Origin of the sequence: Vibrio quintilis, from assembly GCF_024529975.1 — a bacterium.
Taxonomy (GTDB): domain Bacteria; phylum Pseudomonadota; class Gammaproteobacteria; order Enterobacterales; family Vibrionaceae; genus Vibrio; species Vibrio quintilis.
In genome coordinates, this window is record NZ_AP024897.1 from 3,774,948 (window position 1) to 3,791,191 (window position 16,244).

The window sequence follows — 16,244 nt, forward strand, 5'->3', positions numbered from 1 at the left end:
TTTAGACAATTACAGAAAAGACAACTAACTCATTGAATCATAACCTGTGGTGTAACAAAAATGAGCAACTCATTTTTACCTGTTTTCTGGTAAGTTCTCCGGAATAAACTGCCCAACAGGGGTAAATCACCTAGCATGGGGACTTTATCCACAGTTTTTGTCATTGTTTTCTGATGAATTCCACCCAGAACCACGGTTTCACCATCATTGACTAACACCCGTGTACCAATCCGCTGTGTGATAATCGCAACAGCCTCCCCTGTGCCTGTTTTCACCACTTCTCCGGGACGATCCTGTGTCACATTTAAATCCAGAATGACATGATGATCCGGGGTGATATTGGGTGTTACTTTTAAGCTGAGCACTGCTTTTTTAAATGCAACCGATGAATCACCATCAGAATCGGATTCCAGATAAGGAATCTCGGTTCCCTGTTCAATAAAAGCAGGCTGACGGTTTGTCGTCAACAAACGGGGGCTCGAAATCACTTCAGCTTTTGATTCACTTTGTAATGCCGATAACTCTAAATCCAGTAAAGTGCCAGCACCAAGGCGTGCAACCTGAAAAGCCACCGAGGCCGCATTCCCCGAAGATGCAGGCAGACTGACATTCAGATAGTTGGCAATATTAGTCTGATCGCTTTCCCCGCTCATAATCTGCTCAACGCTGCCACCAATATTGATATGACCCTGTTTTATCTGTTCACCCCAGCGGATACCCAGCTCATCCAGCCCGCTTTCACTCATAGTGACAATACGCGCCTCAATCAGAACCTGCCGGACAGGGATATCAATGGTGTGAATCACAGACTGAACGCCTTTAATATAAGCAGGATAATCCCGGATAATTATCGTATTCGTCCGGGCGTCTGTCGTCATTGAACCTTCGGCAGACAGTAATCCCTTATGCGCTTTATTCTGTATCACCTGCAAGATCTGATCGGTTGTGGCGTACTGAACTGGTATCGTTGCCACCGCTATCTTGCCCGTCCCGGAGGAGGGGGCTTTCTTTTCCCTGCCATCGGGATAAATCATCTCAGACGTACTGACCGCAGGTTTGACAAAGGGGTTTCTTCCGCTGTCAGCAAAAGCCATGCAGCTCATCAGCAACACTGAACTTATCACGACCTGAATCAATCCCCCGAAACAATAACTCTTTTTACTCACACGGATTCTCCTTACATTGCCGGTAAAACCAGGCTTTTCCTGTCATACGTACCAAGCCTTCACCTTGTTCTGATTTCGTCCAGTTCATCTGCCTGAACAACACAAAAGGCGGATGATGAATCATCAGCTTCAACAATGATCTGATAGCGCTGTAACTTCCGGTCATGTCTATCTCAATTCCCTGCGAAACTATCCGGTTACTCTGGCCATCAGCCACAAGCCACGCCAGCCGGTGAAGTTGTATCTCTCGTTTTTCGGCTTCAATATTCAGCCAGGGCATGATTTTTTCCTCTGTCTCATGTGCAAGCAAAGCTGACTCCCTGCTCAACTTAACCTCTGATGAATGCCACCGGGCTTGCATTGTCTGATATTTACCAAGTTTCAGCTGCAGGGATTGAACCTGAGCCATCAGTTCCCGCTGATGTGTTTGCTCCAGTTTCACCTTCCGAAAAAGAGGCTGCCACAGGGCAATAAAGGAAAAGCCACTACAAATCATTGTCAGCAACATAAAAATAACTATCTGTTTCTGAGTTGAAAAATGTAAAAATAAATCCCACGGATGTTTCAAATTTATTTTTTCTCTCATCCTTTCCTCGTTTTATCTGATGTTGAAAAAGAGAAAGACAAGCGGAATCTCTGAACCTGATCCTGAGATTGTTCCATCTGTTTGACCGCCTCCATTTTCAGACGCTGTACACAATGGCAAGGATGGATACGTAGCTTACTGAGGAACAGGGAAACATTTTCAGCATCATCTCCGTATCCACGGAGCACGACCTGTCGTCCGGATAAATTCAACGAATGCAGATAAACATGTGCCGTGACTGACTCCGCAATCAAAGACATCAGACGATACGGCACCCTGGTCATTTCTTTCCAGTGCTGAATCTGAGATAACGCTTCCTGAGTTTGATTAAATGCAGCCTGCCTGCTTTGCCACTGGCTGGCTCTTTGCTCCAGTTGTGCTTTTTCATCAACCAGCGTCTGGTGCTGCGCATCTGCCACGGCCAGCGCTTTTTCTAAAACCATCCACAGGGAAATCTGGATACAAATAAAGAGAAGAATGCCAAATAAAATACATCCAACAAAGCGTTTGAACCTTGCTGCAGCCTGTATCTGCTGCCACTCCATTAAATTAATATGATGCAGCATACCCTTCCTCCCGGGCGATAATGCCCCGCATCGACATCCCGACGGCCAGCGTGCACAACGCTGTTGGTTCATCTTCAGGAAAACACTTTCCGTCTAACACACTGAATGGATGAAATAACTCAACCGGGCATTGCAGTTTTTCCCCGAACTGTGCAGCAGAAGAGGCATTTTTTTCAATCAGCCAGACCCCGGATGGCTTGCAGCGCTGTATTGAGCAAAACTGCTGAAATTCATTAATGATCTGCGCCAGCACCGTGCTTCCTTCATTACAGCCGGCTTTTTGTGGCATACACAGGTAAAAGCAATCCGTGAGAGACATAAACCCCAGGCGGATGACTGTCTCTTTAATTTCAGCAAGCACCCGCCCGGTTTTACCATGGTGATGCATCGCTTCAATTAACAACTGGAGGAAACACTGCTTCTCTGTATCGACAAGAACCGGCTTTAACCTGGCGCCCCGTAAGGCACATAACCGGCTGTTAACTACCTCTTTTCGGGCAGCATAGACCCGAAATCCATCATTCACAGCCATATAATCAACACTCAGCTGGCTGGCAGTTAATGAGACTTTTTCTGAAAAAGCCTGATAAACAGCCCAGGCTTCCATCACATCACTTTGCTGTGGTGAAATAGTGACAATTCTGGACATGACAGCCAGTTCCGGAACCGCAACTGCAACATGCCGGGAAAACCAGGGAAGTCCTTTTCTGACTTCTGCTAATTTTTTAACAATTTTTTGATAATCCAACACCTCACTTTCCGGGAAAATATTACCGGATAAGGTAAATATTCTAAAATCAATCAAAGAAAACGACTGTTTCTGACGCATTAAAGTAACAGCAGTCATATAATGGCGGTTAATATCAATTCCCGTCACGATGAGTTTATTCATACAGACTCCGCAAGTCAGCTCTGTTCAAATGGATTATTGGTAGTACAATAACCGACCGTTTCAGTGCTAAATTTTTATCGAAAAGAAGATTGGATTGCATGTATTCAATCCAACCAAACAGGGAATATCCGGTGAAGTTCATAAAGCGATTCTTATTATTTTCATTGTGTTGCATGGTTTTAGGAGTGACGACAATCTTCGGATTCTACTATTACGTCAAACCTGAACTGCCAGATGTCGCTACTTTGAGAGATGTGAAGTTGCAAACGCCCATGCAGGTCTTGAGTCAGGATGGGAAACTTATTGCACAATTTGGTGAGAAACGCAGAATCCCCCTCAAACTAAAGGATATTCCACCAGAGCTTGTGGAAGCTTTTCTTGCCACAGAAGACAGCCGTTTCTATGAACATTACGGCTTTGACCCGATTGGTATTACCCGCGCCGCGGTTGCTGTATTAATTTCCGGCACGGCACGACAAGGTGCAAGTACCATCACGCAGCAGCTCGCCAGAAACTTTTTCCTCTCGAATGAAAAGAAAATAATGAGGAAAATCAAAGAACTGTTTATCGCTGTCCATATCGAACAATTACTGACAAAAGATGAAATTCTTGAACTATACCTGAACAAAATTTTTCTCGGATACCGGGCCTATGGTGTCGGCGCCGCAGCTCAGGTTTATTTCGGTAAAGAAGTCAAAGATCTGACCCTGAGTGAAATGGCCGTGATTGCCGGGCTTCCCAAAGCGCCTTCAACCATGAACCCGATTTATTCGATAGAGAGGGCAACCAAACGGCGCAACGTGGTTCTGATGCGAATGCTGGATGAGCATTACATCACTGAAAATCAGTACAAACGGGCAAAAGCAGACCCCATTAAAGCAAAATATCATGGCGCTGAACTTGAGTTACATGCCCCTTACGTGGCAGAAATGGCCCGGGCATGGATGATCGATAAATATGGCGATGATGTGTATACATCAGGCAAAAAGGTATTCATGACGGTGCGCTCAGATTTGCAGGAAGCGGCAAATCATGCGGCCATTAATAATCTGATTGCTTACGATGAGCGCCACGGTTACCGCGGACCGGAAAAAACACTTTGGTCTGCGGGTAAACCCGCCATGTCACAGGATGAGATGACAGACTATCTGAAAACTCAACCGGTATACGGCGATATGTATCCGTCAGTCGTTGTGGATGTTGCTGACAAAACCGCAACCGTGTGGGTGAAAAACCATGGCATTCAGCTCATTCAATGGAATGATATGAAGTGGGCCCGTCGTTTTGTCACCGACAAACGTCAGGGAAAACCACCTCAACATGCGAAAGATATACTGACCGCCGGTCAGCAGATTTGGGTCCGACCGTTTTATCCGGAAAATCAGACGACGCTCTCCTGGCACCTGAGTCAGGTGCCAGATGCGAATACAGCCTTTGTCGCAATGAACCCTGAAAATGGTTCTGTATTGGCTCTGGTTGGTGGCTTTAATTTTGTTCACAGTAAATTCAACCGGGCCACTCAGTCTATCCGTCAGGTAGGTTCCGGTATTAAACCATTTATATATTCTTCCGCAATCAATAAGGGAATGACGCTGGCATCTCTTGTCAATGACGCCCCGATCAATAAGTGGGACCAGAGTCAGGGGACTGCATGGCGTCCGAAGAATTCGCCACCTACTTACGGAGGCCCAACCCGGTTACGTATTGGTCTGGCACAATCCAAAAACGTCATGGCAATTCGGGTACTCAGGGAAGTGGGCTTAGAGAAAGTCCGGCTGTTCCTGGGTCGCTTCGGGTTTGATCCGGATAAACTGCCACATTCTGAAACGATTGCTTTAGGTGCAGGCAGTCTTTCTCCGGTCAAACTGGTTCAGGGTTACTCAGTATTCGCAAACGGTGGATACTATATTGAGCCTTACTATATTGACCATGTTGAAGATCCTTTTGGCAACGTAGAATACAAAGCGTCACCTAAAGTAGTCTGTCATCAGAACTGCGATAGTCATGATTCTCAAAACGAACATGCGATAGCTGAACACGGAACGGACTATGCACCTCAGGTTATTACCCCGCAAAATGCATTTCTGGTCAGAGAGATGATGTACAGTAACATCTGGGGTGGCGGTAACTGGCGCAACGGAACCGGCTGGAATGGCACCGGTTGGCGGGCACAGAAATTAAAACGCCGCGATATTGGCGGTAAAACCGGAACCACCAATGATTCAAAAGATACCTGGTACAACGGGTTTGGTCCGGGAATAGTGGCCACGGTCTGGGTCGGTTTTGACAATCATAGCCGGGCTCTGGGCCATACCAGCCGGAACAAAAACCTGAAGAATGTGCCGATTAGTGGCGGGGAGTCCGGAGCAAAAACAGCTCAGCCAGCCTGGATTGAATTTATGCAACATGCCTTAGCGAATGTACCGCCACATAAAAAAGTGGTTCCGGAAGGTATTACTAAGGTCCGGATCGATCGGAACACCGGATTATTAACCAATAAAACGGATGCCAGCACGATGTTTGAATATTTTGCGCAGGGAACCGAGCCCAAAGAATATGCTCAGGATGTTTCAACCGGAAACATTTATACCGCACCGGATAGTGATGAAGAGCTGTTCTGAATCATGATGAAGTAAAATCCCGTTCCTGATGGAACGGGATTTTTTTGATTCAGAGGCAAAGACAGATTTATTCACAAGCATGTGCCAGTTGCGTTTTGATGACTGAGGCTAATTTCTCGAAACGTTGCCTCAAAGGAGACCCCGGACGATAAACCAGAGCCAGAGTCCGTGAAGGAACCGGATTAACAGCTTTCAGATAACATACACCATCTTTCTCTTTTTGCTCAGGTAAAGACAGTTCCGGCAACAACGTAATACCAGCGCCTGCCGCAACCATATTTCTCAGTGTTTCCAGACTGGTTGCCTTAAACCGTTCATCATCCTTCGCGCCTGCTGCAAAACAAAAACCCAGGGCCTGATCCCGCAAACAATGCCCTTCACCAAGCATCAGCACGGTTTTACCATTCAACTCTGCCATCTCAATTTGCTCGTTATGAGCCCATTCATGTTCTGAGGGCACAGCAAGACTCAATGGCTCATTATAAACGGTGATTTCTTTAAACGGCTGGGTTTCTTCGACAGATGCCAGAACAAGGCAATCCAGTTTACCTTCTTCTAACTGGCGGACTAAATGGCTGGTCTGTGCTTCATGGAGATAAAGTTCCAGCTCAGGAAACTCTGTTTTTAACGCAGGAACAATGCGCGGCAATAAGTAAGGCCCGACAGTAGGAATAAAACCAACATGCATCGGCCCGTTCATATCTTCACTTTGTCCGTTTGCCATATCACGGAACATTTTGATTTCTTTCAGAATACGCCGGGCCTGTTCCACCAGCTGCATCCCGGAATCTGTGAAAAGGACCCGCCGGCTGCTCCGTTCCAGTAAAACAGTACCCAGTTCTTCCTCCAGTTTGCGAATCTGTCCGCTTAATGTCGGCTGACTCACAAAACAGGATTCAGCAGCCTTGCGAAAATGCTTGTGTTCAGCCAAAGCTACGAGATACTCAAAGTCACGAATATTCATGGTGCCACCTAATAGAAATTATCTATCAAAACCATAGCATCAAATGATTAGAACTATCAAAGCTTTTTTTTAATAATGAATTCAACAAAGTGAGGCAGAAATAAAAGCCTCAAAACAATTCAGAAACTTCAAAAATATATTTAAGGAAACAACTATGTTTACATCAAAAAAAGGTCAGGCAGTTCCGCAGGTCACTTTCCCAACCCGTCAGGGCGATCAATGGGTAAACGTGACAACAGATGAACTGTTTAAAGGAAAAACAGTGATTGTATTCAGTTTACCGGGGGCATTTACACCGACCTGTTCATCAAGTCATCTGCCTCGCTACAACGAGTTATATTCCGTATTTAAAGAACATGGCGTGGATGAAATTTTATGTGTTTCTGTAAACGACACTTTTGTCATGAATGCATGGAAAGACGATCAGGAAGCAGAAAATATCACTTTCATTCCCGACGGTAACGGCGAATTCACTGATGGCATGGGTATGCTGGTTGAGAAAAATGACCTTGGCTTCGGCAAACGTTCATGGCGCTACAGCATGCTGGTGAAAGACGGGATTGTGGAAGAAATGTTCGTCGAACCAAATGAGCCAGGCGACCCGTTCAAAGTTTCTGATGCAGATACGATGCTGAAACATATTGCGCCTGGCTTCCACCTGCAGGAATCCATTACTGTGTTTACCAAACCTGGCTGCCCATTCTGCGCCAAAGCAAAACAGAATCTGATTGATAAAGGTTTGCAGTACGAAGAAGTGATTCTGGGTAAAGATGCCACAACGGTAACTCTGCGTGCCATTACAGGCCGTACAACCGTTCCTCAGGTATTCATCGGCGGAAAACACATCGGTGGCAGTGAAGAACTGGAAACTTACCTGGCTTAATTACACACCGCCCTCATCAGTACACTGATAAACAACTATCAGTCATCAACAATCTGTTATCAGAGAATATAACTTCCGGCTCCTGGTATCAGGAGCCAGCTCCCTTCAGGAATACCAGTAACGTCGTATTCCGGAAGCATCAGCTCCGGGTGCCGGGAATCAATTGCAGGAAAGAAAATATGAAACAAATTAATGTCGATGTCGCAGTGATCGGTGGCGGTACTGCCGGATTAGGTGCCTACAGAGCAGCCAAAGCACATACACCCAAAGTCGTGATGATTGAAGGCGGTCCATACGGAACAACATGTGCCAGAGTCGGTTGTATGCCATCAAAACTCCTGATAGCTGCCGCAGAAAGTGTTCATCAGATAGAAAAAGCCCCCGGGTTTGGTGTTCATCCTCAGGGTGAAATCAGAATTAATGGCCGCGAAGTCATGGACCGGGTGAAAAGAGAACGGGATCGTTTTGTCGGATTTGTGCTCGAAGGGGTCGATGAAATTCCGGCAGAAGACAAAATACAGGGTTACGCAAAATTTATCGACGATCATACATTAGTCGTTGATGATCATACTGAGATCAAGGCAGATAGAATTGTGATCGCGACAGGATCACGCCCGGCATATCCGGCAGTCTGGAATGAACTGGGCGATCGTCTGATCATCAACGATGATGTCTTTGAATGGGACGATTTGCCAGATTCGGTGGCAGTATTTGGTCCGGGTGTGATTGGGCTGGAACTCGGACAGGCATTACACCGTCTTGGTGTTCAGGTGAAAGTATTCGGCCACGGAGGCAAAGTCGGACCATTAACCGATCCTGAAGTCATGCGTTATGCCACCAAAGCATTTCAGCAGGAGTTCTATTTAGATCCAAATGTCAGAATCGAAAGCATGAAGCGCCCCGACGGGCAGGATAAAGTCGAAATTCAATTCATTAATCATGATGATGAACTTGAAACATTTAACGCATCTTATGTGCTTGCAGCAACAGGACGCCGGCCGAATGTCGACAAAATCGGCCTTGAAAATACTTCAGCAGAACTTGATGAGCGGGGTGTTCCGACTGCGGATCATTACACACTGCAAACATCTGCCAGCCATATTTTTATCGCCGGTGATGCCAGTAACCAGATACCGCTATTACATGAAGCCGCGGATCAGGCAAGAATTGCCGGTGATAATGCCGGACGTTTCCCGGATATCAGAGCTGGATTGCGTCGTTCATCTATCTCAGCTGTTTTCTCCGATCCACAGATCGCGATGGTCGGTGAAACATACAACCAGCTGACGAAACGTCTTGGACAATGCGGGTGTTTTGCAACCGGAGAAGTCTCTTTTGAAAATCAGGGACGTTCACGCGTGATGCTGCGCAACAAGGGTGTCCTCCATGTTTATGCAGAACAAGGCACCGGCCGTTTTCTGGGCGCAGAAATGATGGGCCCCAATGCGGAACATCTGGCACATCTGCTGGCCTGGGCACATCAAAGTCAGATGACGATTTCAGAAATGCTGGATATGCCTTTCTATCATCCGGTGATTGAAGAAGGTGTCCGGACAGCACTTCGCGATGTGAACGCCAGACTTCATCTGGGGCCGGAAATGATCAAACACTGTCTGGATTGCGGTCCGGGCTGTTAATTTGTACTAGCTCAGACCTGATCTGACAGTTACCCATTTTTTCGGTGCTTTCGTCAGATTAGATTTGAGCTAAATTCTTTTCTGCCCAAATCTTTTTTCCATCCAATAATGTCTCTATCGGTGTCCGCCCACAGCAGACTTTTCCCTGATGAGTTCGAACATTGTTGTAATAATCCAGCCATTCGTCCAGATCTTTTTGCAACTCTTCTAATGAACTGTAGAGCTTTTTCCTGAACGTGACCTGATAAAATTCATTGAGAATCGTTTTGTGGAAACGCTCGCAGATACCGTTTGTCTGAGGATGTCTGGCTTTTGTTTTTGTATGGTCGATATCATTGATAGCCAGATACAGCTGATAATCGTGCTGCTCCACTTTGCCACAGTACTCTGTGCCTCTGTCCGTCAAAATCCTCAGCAGCGGAAGCTGATGGGCTTCAAAGAACGGTAAGACACGATCGTTGAGTAAATCAGCCGATGTGATCGGTGTTTTTGTGGTATAAAGTTTTGCGAAAGCCACTTTGCTGTGAGTATCGACAAAGGTCTGCTGGTAAATCCGGCCAACACCCTTGAGATTACCGACGTAGAATGTGTCCTGTGACCCCAGGTAGCCGGGATGATGCGTCTCGATTTCACCACACACTTCATCATCCTGTTTCTTTTTCTCCAGCGCTGCAACCTGCTCTTCACTTAAAATGATTCCTTCACTGGCGACTTTGGCTTCTAAAGCGGCCAACCGTTTTTTGAAATTCTCCAGATTATTCCGTAGCCAGATCGACCGGACACCACTGCCGGAAACAAAGATTCCTTTCTTACGGAGTTCATTGCTGGTACGCGCCTGACCATGAGCTGGAAATTCGATGGCGTAACTGACGACAGCCTTTTCTGTAGATTCATCAACCCGGTTCTTAATATTGGGTGCTCTGCGGGACTGATTCACTAAGGAATCAATTCCGCCTTGCTCGACAAGCTCCTGATAGCGATAGAACGTGTCCCTGGATACGCCCATAATCTTACATGCCTTGGAAACATTGCCTAATTCTTCCGCCAGATTTAATAAACCCGCTTTGTGTTTGATAATGGGATTGTTAGTATGAAGCATGAGAGTTACCTCTTTTTTGTTTGATTAAAGATTCAGCACCTTTATCAAAACGGGTAACTCTCAACTTTTCAAGAAGATGTGTCAGATTAGGTTGTGACTAATTCAGTTAATTTTTACTCAGATGATCTTACCGGGCTCAACATACTGAAAGAGGCGGGTGTACTCACGTGCATCCGCTTCTTTATCTCACTCAAATTCCGGCAGGTTCTGATACAATAACTTTTTTAACCGGCTTCACTTCTTTACGGACTCAGCCATGCCCTGCAAATATTGCGATCAAAATTGGTTTTGGAAAAAAATAGGCCGCTGTCAACGCTGTATCAATCAGTTGACTGTTCTATGTATTCTATTCTGGGTTTTCTGGTTTAGCTGGGGAAACGCTCATTCAAAAGAAACCGGGGTCATTGCGTTAATCGTGTTTGGCGGGGCTTTTCATTGCCTGCTGGCACTTCATCTGTGGATGAAGTTCATCACACTGCCATTACGCAAGCATAAACACAAATAAATCCGGAAGCCTAAAAAGAAAAAAGCCCTGAAATGAACATCATATTTCAGGGCTCTCTTAGAAGATTCATCTAAGAAAAAGCAGTGGTATTCTAATAGACCCTGCTCTTTTTCTTTAGTTCAATAATAATCGATCTTTTTTAGATCTTTATCTGATAATAAGACCAGATATTATAATTTCATATTATGCAACGTCGGTTTTAAAAATAATCTCTTCAGCCAGATTCGTTTCAAGTGCAACTTCATCACATGCATGTTGTCTTGGGCACTGGTCGCAGTCTTTTAACACCTTTTCAGGTAACAACATTTTTGACGTTGGCAGAAAATCAAGCTTCATAAAGAATTCCGGCGTCCGGGTCAGTACAAATACTTTTTTAATCGCCATCTGCCGGGCTTTATCCACCAGATAACTGACAATCGCTTTCCCTTGTCCCTGCCCTTGCCAGCCGGCCTCAATGCCAAGGGAACGAATCTCAGCTAAACCGGAATCATAAACATATAAAGAGGCACATCCGGTCACCTGACCATGGTGTTCAGCCACCGCAAATGAACCAATATCCCGGATTAATTCACTGCGTGAACGTGGCAAATTCTCTCCGAGATTCGCCCAATAGGCAACCATCCCTTCCAGCGCTTCAATATCCGTCAGGCGGGCCGGACGAACTTTCACCGCATTGACATTTCGCTGCCCTAAACGGTTTTCAGCCTGCTCTACTGCGTGAGCCACCTGTGCCGGAGACACACCACCAAGCGCACTCCGTTTGCTCAGGCACGACTCAATCGTCAGGATTTCATACACATCTTCATCAATGACTTCAGAAAATGCTTTCAGCTGCTCAAGAGACAACTCTTCAAGTGCGCATCCCTGCTCAATCGCAGCGACAACTGCAACACCCACAATATGATGCGCTTCCCGGAACGGAATCCCTTTCGCAACCAGATAGTCAGCAAGCTCTGTCGCATTCGCATAACCTTGTTTTGCTGCTTCAAGAGTCCGCTCACCATTTACCTGAATGCCTTCAAAGCAAAGTGCGGCCATCTCCATACAGTCATTCCAGGTATCCAGCGCATCAAACAAACCTTCTTTGTCTTCCTGCATATCTTTGTTATATGCCAGTGGTAAGGCTTTCACGGTCATCATCATCGCTGACAATGAGCCATAAACACGGCCTGTTTTTCCCCGGATCAATTCAAGTGCATCCGGGTTTTTCTTTTGTGGCATTAAAGACGATCCGGATGTCACCGTATCTGCCAGTTCAATAAAATTCGACTCACCCGAATTATAAAAGATCATATCTTCGGCAAGACGGGATAAATGCAGCATAGAAATAGAAGCAACAGACATCAGCTCCATCACATGATCACGGTCTGAAACCGAGTCCAGTGAATTCCGGGTCGCCCGGCGGAAGCCCAAATGATGGGCCAGCTTTTCCCGATCAACCGGATATGCTGTACCAGCTAATGCACCGGAACCTAAAGGACAGGTATCCAGACGGTTTAATGCGTCTTCAAGGCGGTCATAATCCCGTTCAAACATTTCCACATAAGCCAGACACCAGTGAGCGAAAGTCACCGGCTGGGCACGTTGTAAATGCGTATATCCAGGAAGAACAGTTCCCTGATGCTCAGCAGCGGTCGATACCATTTTTTTCTGCAAACGATCCAAAGCAATCAGTAATTGCTGCCCCTGCTGGCGGCACCAGAGTTTTAAGTCGGTTGCAACCTGATCGTTCCGGGAACGGCCTGTATGAAGTTTTTTACCCAGATCACCAACCCGGTTGATCAACTGCTGTTCAACCCATGAATGAATATCTTCAGCATCAGAACGTAAGATCTGCTCCGGATCTTCCATCACTGCAAGCTTCAGTTCATTCAAAGCCAGTTCCAGTTTTTGTTGCTCTTCTTCCGTCAGTACATTCACTGACAGCAGCGCCTTAGACCAGGCAATAGAACCTACAATATCCTGCTCAGCCAATCGGTAGTCAAAACATAGTGAATCATTAAAATCTTTGAACCGTATATCTGCTGCCTGGGTAAACCGACCACCCCATAATGCCATTGCTTCTCTCCTGATACTGAAAAGGGATCCAGACAAAAGTCTGGATCCACATATTGTTCTATTGCTTCTGTGTCTTTAAATACATTGATTTATTTTATTTCTTTGCTTCGTTCAGCGCTCTGATCCGGCTGGATAACGAGTACAGACGAATAAATCCACCCGCATGGCTTTGATCGTAAACATCATCTTCACCAAAGGTTGCAAATTCTTCTGAGTATAAACTGTTTTCAGATCGTTTCTGTGTCGCAGTCGCCTGACCTTTGTATAGCTTAATCACGACTTCACCATTGACATCTTGTGCCAATTCTTCAGATGCTGCAAGGATTGAACGACATAGTGGTGTAAACCAGCGACCATCATAAACAAGGTGCGACGCTTTCAGTCCCAGCTCTTCGCGGAATTCAAATGAAGTTTTATCCAGAACCAGCTGTTCGACTGCACGTAGTGCTTCCATCATGATTGTGCCTCCCGGAGTTTCATAACATCCGCGGGACTTCATACCAACCAAACGGTTCTCAACAATGTCAATCCGGCCAATACCGTGCTTCACACCTTTGTCGTTCAGATAAACCAACGTATTATAAGGTGTCATTGCCTGTCCATCGACTGCAACCACAGCACCTTTCTCAACTTTCAGGGTCACATATTCAGCAGCATCCGGTGCTTTTTCAGGATCAATCGTCCAGGCCCAGCAATCATCATTCGGTGCATTCCATGTACTTTCAAGCACGCCACCTTCTGTGGAAATATGCCATGAGTTCGCATCGCGGGAATAAATTTTCGTCAGTGAGGCTGAACACGGAATGTTTCTCTCAGCCAGATAGTCGAGACACTCTTCACGGCTGACCAGATCCCACTCACGCCATGGCGCAATTACATGCAGGTCAGGTGCTAAGGCAGCAAATGCACCTTCGAAACGGACCTGATCATTTCCTTTACCGGTACATCCATGAGCCAGCGCATCTGCACCCACTTTACGCGCAACTTCAACCTGTGCTTTTGCAATTATCGGACGCGCCATAGACGTGCCGAGAAGATATTTGCCTTCGTACAATGCACCAGTCTTCAGTGTCGGATAGATGTAGTCCGCAACCAGTTCTTCTTTCAGATCGACGACATGACATTCAGAAGCACCCGATGCGATAGCTTTTTCTTCAATACCAACCAGCTCATCTTCTCCCTGGCCCACATCAGCAACAAAAGCAACCACTTCACATCCATAGTTTTCTTTCAACCATGGAATAATCACTGACGTATCCAGACCGCCAGAGTATGCAACAACAACCTTCTTAAATTCAACCTTGCTCATATCTATCTCTCCAATTTCCCTGCTCTGCGCATGGCGGTCAGTAACCCAGGGTTTGTTTTCATTTACTTATTTTTCGGTCCGGGGATAAAAACGGGTTCCGATATTTTCCCCGGCAATTAAATCTGCGAGTTTTTCTGGTGTTCGCCAGCCAGCAACTTCAATTGCCCGGCCTAAATCATTGGCTGCATCGAGCGCAGCTCTTACTTTGACAATCATGCCGTCAGTGATAACTTCAGACGCAATCAACTGCTCCGCTGTCTCTGAATCTAATGCTTTGATGAGTGACTTGTTTTCATCCAGCACACCATTCACATCAGACAATAAGACCAAGTCAGCATCCAGACTCTTCGCAACCGCAACAGCAGCATCATCGGCATTCACGTTCATCATCTGCCCCTGAGCGGTCAGCCCAATCGAGCTGATCACAGGCGTTGCACCCGCCTTAATGACAGAATAGACGATAGTTGCATCTCCGGCTGAAGCCCGGCCAACTGCACCAAGCTCAGGGTCCAGCACTTCAACCTGACACAGCCCGCCATCACCAAGACACATGCCAACTGCGTTAATGCCATGCTTCATGGCTTCACCCTGGAGCATCTTATTTGCGGTACCAGCCAGTGCGCCGGTGATAAATGGAATCTGTTCAGCCGGCGTCACCCGTAAACCGTTCTTCTTTACCGTTTCAAACCGGAGTTTTTTCATCAGGTCATCAACCAGATAACCACCACCGTGAACAATCACGACAGGTCGCTTCTGCTTTGAGACAGCAATTGTATGAAACAACTTTTCAAGCGTTTCGGGGCTGCCTAATACCGCACCACCCAGTTTGATAACGATTGGATCAGAGCATTGCGTCATATCCTGTTTCCTTACTCTTTCTTCATACTAAAGCGGTTATTTCAGGGTAACCATAATGGATATTGAGGCATTGCATCGCCTGACTTGAAGCGCCTTTGAGTAAATTATCAATCGCTGAAACAACGATGATATGTTCCCCACTGACTTTCCAGCCAATGTCGCAGAATGGCGTGTTCTGAACATTTTGCAGTCTTGGTAGCTCACCATCCGCAATGCGGACCAGAGGCTTATCCTGATATGCCTGAGTGAAGGCTTCAGTGACCTGCTGCTCTGTCACACCCGGTTTCAGTTTCATGGTTATCGTTGCCAGTATTCCCCGCTTGAAGTTGCCAAGATGCGGCGTGAAGATCACATCACATCCGAGGTGAGTTGCAATTTCAGGCTGATGTCTGTGGGTAAACACACCATAGGCCTGGAGGCTGACTTCACAAAAGCTGTTAATCATTGAAGCCTTTCTGCCGGCTCCGGAAACACCGCTGACGGCATTAATCACCGGCCACTGCTGTGTGTCAATCAGCTGATTTGCAAGCAGCGGTTTAATTCCCAGTTGTGAAGCCGTCGGATAGCAACCGGCAACAGCAATTAGCTGACTGTTTCGAATAGCTTCCTGATTCCACTCTGCCAGACCATAAGTCGCCTGCTTTAGCCAGTCGCTGTGCTGATGCTCAAAGCCATAGTAGTCAGTATAAAACGCATCCTGATTCACCCGGAATGCACCTGAAAGGTCAAACACCTGACAATTATTTTCTAAAAATACCGGCGCCAAATCATGACTGACCTGATGCGCTGTCGCCAAAAACACCACATCAGATGCCCGGGCCACAGCTTCAGGATCAACGAGTGGCTCAACCGGCATATCAATCACACCGGCCAGATGCCCGTGAAGTGCCGAAATCTTTTTCCCGGCATCAACACTATTGGCTGAGACGAATAAACCTGTTAGCGTAAGTTCCGGATGTTTATGAATCATCAGAGCCAGTTCAGCCCCTGTGTATCCACTTGCTCCGATAACGGTTGTTTTCAGCATATACTTACATCCAGTTCGTTGGTTTAAAACCAGCCAATAAAGTGATTATAAATTTAAAAAAATAACCTTATTG

Annotated in this window: 14 protein-coding genes; 4 read left to right on the forward strand and 10 right to left on the reverse strand. The window is 46.3% G+C overall.

Features of this window, described 5'->3' with window-relative positions; all coding sequences use genetic code 11:
* Window positions 1–29: 29 nt before the first annotated feature.
* From pilQ to pilM, 4 genes are read right to left on the reverse strand one after another with little or no spacing between them, the layout of a single operon-like run.
* Window positions 30–1,166, reverse strand: coding sequence for a type IV pilus secretin PilQ (gene pilQ / locus OC443_RS17270; RefSeq protein ID WP_073579687.1), 1,137 nt, complete (start codon window positions 1,164–1,166; stop codon window positions 30–32).
* The gene (locus OC443_RS17275) at window positions 1,159–1,752 is read right to left on the reverse strand and encodes a hypothetical protein (protein WP_073579686.1); all 594 of its coding nucleotides are present in this window, start codon (window positions 1,750–1,752) and stop codon (window positions 1,159–1,161) included. Before OC443_RS17275 ends, pilQ begins: the two co-directional genes overlap by 8 nt.
* Window positions 1,749–2,318, reverse strand: coding sequence for a PilN domain-containing protein (locus tag OC443_RS17280; protein ID WP_073579685.1), 570 nt, complete (start codon window positions 2,316–2,318; stop codon window positions 1,749–1,751). Before OC443_RS17280 ends, OC443_RS17275 begins: the two co-directional genes overlap by 4 nt.
* Window positions 2,302–3,210, reverse strand: a complete 909-nt coding sequence (gene pilM / locus OC443_RS17285) for a pilus assembly protein PilM (RefSeq protein ID WP_073579684.1) — start codon at window positions 3,208–3,210, stop codon at window positions 2,302–2,304. Before pilM ends, OC443_RS17280 begins: the two co-directional genes overlap by 17 nt.
* Window positions 3,211–3,341: 131 nt before the next feature.
* On the opposite strand from pilM, the gene OC443_RS17290 reads away from it, so the two are divergent.
* Window positions 3,342–5,831: a penicillin-binding protein 1A gene (locus OC443_RS17290; RefSeq protein WP_073579683.1), complete on the forward strand. Its 2,490-nt coding sequence runs from the start codon at window positions 3,342–3,344 to the stop codon at window positions 5,829–5,831.
* Between the two features lie 67 nt (window positions 5,832–5,898).
* Here the strand turns inward: OC443_RS17290 and oxyR are convergent, their stop codons facing one another.
* Window positions 5,899–6,795: a DNA-binding transcriptional regulator OxyR gene (gene oxyR, locus OC443_RS17295; RefSeq protein ID WP_073579682.1), complete on the reverse strand. Its 897-nt coding sequence runs from the start codon at window positions 6,793–6,795 to the stop codon at window positions 5,899–5,901.
* Window positions 6,796–6,949: 154 nt separating this feature from the next.
* On the opposite strand from oxyR, the gene OC443_RS17300 reads away from it, so the two are divergent.
* Both OC443_RS17300 and OC443_RS17305 read left to right on the forward strand, forming a co-directional pair.
* Window positions 6,950–7,678 (forward strand): glutathione peroxidase, encoded by a 729-nt coding sequence (locus OC443_RS17300; protein WP_073579681.1) that lies wholly within the window; start codon window positions 6,950–6,952, stop codon window positions 7,676–7,678.
* A gap of 179 nt (window positions 7,679–7,857) precedes the next feature.
* Window positions 7,858–9,315 carry a dihydrolipoyl dehydrogenase gene (locus tag OC443_RS17305; RefSeq protein ID WP_073579680.1) on the forward strand — a complete coding sequence of 486 codons (1,458 nt, stop codon included), beginning with the start codon at window positions 7,858–7,860 and terminating at the stop codon, window positions 9,313–9,315.
* A gap of 58 nt (window positions 9,316–9,373) precedes the next feature.
* Here OC443_RS17305 and OC443_RS17310 read toward each other — a convergent pair whose 3' ends face one another.
* Window positions 9,374–10,414 (reverse strand): IS481 family transposase, encoded by a 1,041-nt coding sequence (locus OC443_RS17310; protein ID WP_073584295.1) that lies wholly within the window; start codon window positions 10,412–10,414, stop codon window positions 9,374–9,376.
* Window positions 10,415–10,670: 256 nt separating this feature from the next.
* On the opposite strand from OC443_RS17310, the gene OC443_RS17315 reads away from it, so the two are divergent.
* The gene (locus OC443_RS17315) at window positions 10,671–10,919 is read left to right on the forward strand and encodes a DUF3624 domain-containing protein (protein WP_073584913.1); all 249 of its coding nucleotides are present in this window, start codon (window positions 10,671–10,673) and stop codon (window positions 10,917–10,919) included.
* 183 nt (window positions 10,920–11,102) lie between these two features.
* Here the strand turns inward: OC443_RS17315 and argH are convergent, their stop codons facing one another.
* The 4 genes from argH to argC all read right to left on the reverse strand — a co-directional run bounded on the left by argH (window position 11,103) and on the right by argC (window position 16,171).
* Window positions 11,103–12,977, reverse strand: a complete 1,875-nt coding sequence (gene argH, locus OC443_RS17320; RefSeq protein ID WP_073584911.1) for an argininosuccinate lyase — start codon at window positions 12,975–12,977, stop codon at window positions 11,103–11,105.
* A 94-nt stretch (window positions 12,978–13,071) separates the two neighbouring features.
* Complete coding sequence (locus OC443_RS17325) at window positions 13,072–14,286, reverse strand: argininosuccinate synthase (protein WP_073584909.1); 1,215 nt, start codon at window positions 14,284–14,286, stop codon at window positions 13,072–13,074.
* 66 nt (window positions 14,287–14,352) lie between these two features.
* Window positions 14,353–15,144, reverse strand: a complete 792-nt coding sequence (gene argB / locus OC443_RS17330) for an acetylglutamate kinase (protein WP_073584907.1) — start codon at window positions 15,142–15,144, stop codon at window positions 14,353–14,355.
* Between the two features lie 22 nt (window positions 15,145–15,166).
* Window positions 15,167–16,171 carry an N-acetyl-gamma-glutamyl-phosphate reductase gene (gene argC / locus OC443_RS17335; protein ID WP_073584905.1) on the reverse strand — a complete coding sequence of 335 codons (1,005 nt, stop codon included), beginning with the start codon at window positions 16,169–16,171 and terminating at the stop codon, window positions 15,167–15,169.
* Window positions 16,172–16,244: the final 73 nt, after the last annotated feature.